This is a genomic window from Xanthomarina spongicola (assembly GCF_003148645.1).
GTDB classification, from domain to species: Bacteria; Bacteroidota; Bacteroidia; order Flavobacteriales; family Flavobacteriaceae; genus Xanthomarina; species Xanthomarina spongicola.
On record NZ_QGGP01000025.1, the window covers coordinates 1 to 1,777 of the forward strand.

Below are 1,777 nucleotides of genomic sequence, written 5' to 3' on the forward strand. Positions count from 1 at the left end.
AGATGAATAGAAATATTGGGTTGGGTGCCTTGTTACTTTGTATTGGTTTTATTTTACAGCTTGTAGCAACTTTTTTAGGATAATTCAGTTTGTTAAATGGCTTAAAAGTTAAAAGCAAAACAGCAACCCGATTAAAGATTGCTGTTATATTTAAAACCCAATATTGGGTACTGTTTGTTGTAGTTTAAAGTGGTGTTCTTGGCTTGTATTTTGATATTAATATTCTGCATTTTTATTTTTACAATTCAAATTAGGTGGTTCATAATAACCTATAGAAATTGTTGATTTTAATTTTTTATATTTCAAAAAATCTGTCTTGCAAAAATAATAATGTATGGCTCCTTTTGAATAAGGACCTACATCATCAGGTATCCCATTATTAGAATACTTTATAGTATCAAGAATTTTGTATTGCTTCATTATATCAATCATATTATGAGTTACTGATACTGTTGAATCACTCCAATAAAATAGTTTACCATCGACTTCTTTAAATCTACTAGGAAAATACTTTCCTTTATCACCAACCTTTATTTCTCCCAACTGCCACTTATTTGCATCTCCATTAATACTTACTCCAATAACCATTTCATTCAATTTATTGATAATGTGAAAAGTATTAAATTCTTTGTTATACCTAGCAGTATTTAAGTAATCTATAATCGCATTTTCGACAGCGACTTCATAATTGCCAGACGGTTTTAATTTATCCTTCCAAGAAGCACAACCGATAAGCAATAAACTTAAAATAAAATTTAAAAAATATGCTCGTTTCATGTAATTAGTAATTAGTGTATTCTTTTCTATTTGGGTTTGTTAAAATAAAAAACCTTTGTGTAGGATTTATTTCAAGAGCCCTCATCTTCGACCCTAAATCTCCACCACGACTTCCAGTAGAAGAAGGCTTTAATCTATCATCAGCATCAAATCTAGTTAAATGAGTATGAAAGGAAGCCTTAATAAAAAGTTGACTTTTAGCAAGGTTTGGCATATTGCTATTCAAAAAATTACGTCCAGAGTTAGAATTTTGGGCGTCATTATCTCCAAAGTTATGCAGGTAACCATAATCCTTTCCACTTTTTATGTCATTTACATAATAACCTGCCAATTCGACATCTAGGTAATCTGAAATTTTCAAAATTGTTTTTTCAAAACTCTTGTCCTGTAGATTACTTCCCAATTCTACTTCTACCACAGTTGATTCCGTCTTTAAATTCTTCCCATCGGCTAAAATCCCCTTATCTAAACCACTAACAGCTATTTTTGATTTTCCTTTTTCAGATTTTTTAGTTAAAAAACCAAATAATCCTTCGCCTTTTTTCTTTACGTTTCCTTTTCTATCAGTCTTTACAATCCTGTCAGGGTCCTTGTTCTCATCTCCAACTTGATTAACTTCACCCGTTTTCTTATTTACTTTATAATCAGTTAAACCGTCTGGGTCAATTCTAAACATAGGACTATTCTGAACATAATTATATGGTGTTAACTCATACTTCAACTCGCCTAATGGGTCTATATTCATCCATCTACCGATAGCAGCGTCATAATTTCTCCATCCAAAATCTAACATATTCAATTCCATTTCATCTTGTTCTTCTTTACCACCAAAACCATACTTATGGTCAACCCCAACTGTTGGTGCTCCATAACCCTTATGTTTCAGTCCAAAAGGATAATAGTTATTTTCTTCTACAATATCTGGTTCTCCTGTTGAAGCATATACATTGTCGATATAAAAATGTGTTGCATGATTAGTATCCGTATTACTTTTTGCTAT

Annotated in this window: 2 protein-coding genes; both read right to left on the reverse strand. The window is 31.3% G+C overall.

Features of this window, described 5'->3' with window-relative positions:
- Positions 1-216: 216 nt before the first annotated feature.
- On the reverse strand, positions 217-777 hold the full coding sequence (locus LX78_RS14670; protein WP_146192611.1) for a hypothetical protein: 561 nt from the start codon (positions 775-777) through the stop codon (positions 217-219).
- Between the two features lie 4 nt (positions 778-781).
- Positions 782-1,777: RHS repeat domain-containing protein (locus tag LX78_RS14675; protein WP_170109863.1), on the reverse strand; the 996-nt coding region annotated here is incomplete at its 5' end.